This window comes from uncultured Legionella sp. (genome assembly GCF_937871865.1).
Lineage (GTDB): Bacteria > Pseudomonadota > Gammaproteobacteria > Legionellales > Legionellaceae > Legionella.
The window spans coordinates 1-1,566 of record NZ_CALMPD010000269.1 but is presented as its reverse complement, the minus strand read 5'-3'; the positions used below and the strand labels follow the sequence as shown (position 1 = coordinate 1,566).

Below are 1,566 nucleotides of genomic sequence, written 5' to 3'. Positions count from 1 at the left end.
TTTTATAATTTTGGTTCCATCAGGTTTTATTTCAACGGAAGAGCCATTTGCATTTATAATGAGCGTAGAGCCGTCAGGATTTTTTTGTACTGAAGAGCCATCTGTATTTTTGATGATTGAAGTAGCACTGGTTGGATTATTTGCCGCATCTGCATAAGCTACAGATGCAACACCGGGGTAAATTAAAAAGAATAACGCACCTAAAATAATGTGCTCTAATTTATAAGTACGTGTTCTATTATTCATGATGTTAACCCCTTCCTTGTTGCCGGTTCATTGATCGTTCAGTCATGTATCATACATTATTTGTATAAATTATAGTCCAATCGTAAAGTATGTGCACTTATAATTCGAATGCACCAAATACTGCGCCAATACTGTAAAATACAATAGCAATTGGCATTTGATGCTGACATAATATGGCAGCATTTGTTTAAAAAGGTTCATTGTTGTGGCACGTACCGATAGATTATTTGAGTTAATGCAGATATTGCGTCGGCATCGTTATCCTGTTAGCGGTGCCGTTTTAGCTGCAGAGCTAGGGATTAGCTTGCGCACTCTCTATCGAGATATTGTTACATTACAAAATCAGGGAGCTCAGATTGATGGTGAACCCGGTTTAGGATATGTATTGCGTCCGGGCTTTATGCTGCCTCCATTGATGTTTTCTGAGGAGGAGCTGGAAGCTTTGGTTTTAGGCTCTCGATGGGTAGCTAAACGAACAGACAGTCGATTAAGTGCTGCCGCGAAGAATGCTCTTGCCAAAATTGCTGCAGTGCTCACATCTGACTTACGCCACCAGCTCGATGCTTCGGGGTTACTTGTTGGTCCAGGGAGTTCTGTTGCTGCTGGAGATGAAGAGCTGGCTACAATCAGAACGGTAATTCGTCACGAGCAAAAATTATTAATTTCCTATGCTGACACTAATGGAGCGTTAACAGAAAGAACTATCTGGCCGTTTGCCTTAGGTTTTTTTGAACAGGTTCGCATTGTTGTCGCTTGGTGTGAATTACGCCAGGAATTCAGGCATTTTCGTACAGACAGAATAATCCAGTTAACGCAATTGGAACAGCGCTATCCCGCAAGGCGTCAGGCACTGCTAAAAAAATGGCGTAATCTTCAAGGAATTCCTGCCCAATGAATTTCCAAACACTACTGACATTTTCTGTCATTTGATACCCATATCATAAGCATTTTTTATAGCAGTACTTATTTGTGCTGATTGCTATTATTAATAAGGAAAAATAAAGATGTACCATCTTGAACCGAAAATGATAGGCGTTGAAGAATTTTGTGTCGCAGGCCTAAGTGTACGTACTTTAAATCGTGATGAATTTAATTCTGATACCGCAAAATTGCCCGCATTCTGGGAGCATTATATTTCTTCCGGCCAGGCAGAAAAGACAATGAATCGCGTGCCTGACTCACCAATTTATGGCGTTTATTCTCATTATGAATCCGATGCAAATGGCTTTTATAAGGTTACTGCCGGAGTTCAGGTTATTCAAAAGGAGAATGCGCCTGGCATAAATTTCATTGAGATAAAGAAAGGTAATTATTTATGTT

At 40.0% G+C, this 1,566-nt stretch carries 2 protein-coding genes and 1 pseudogene; 2 read left to right on the top strand and 1 reads right to left on the bottom strand.

Features of this window, described 5'->3' with window-relative positions; all coding sequences use genetic code 11:
• Positions 1 to 246 (bottom strand): annotated as a pseudogene (locus Q0495_RS14475) (hypothetical protein); the annotation flags it as partial.
• A gap of 205 nt (positions 247 to 451) precedes the next feature.
• On the opposite strand from Q0495_RS14475, the gene Q0495_RS14470 reads away from it, so the two are divergent.
• A complete protein-coding gene (locus Q0495_RS14470; protein ID WP_298627556.1) occupies positions 452 to 1,141 on the top strand; it encodes a YafY family protein in 690 nt (229 codons plus the stop codon).
• A gap of 109 nt (positions 1,142 to 1,250) precedes the next feature.
• On the top strand, positions 1,251 to 1,566 hold a 316-nt coding region (locus tag Q0495_RS14465), incomplete at its 3' end, for a GyrI-like domain-containing protein (RefSeq protein WP_298627555.1).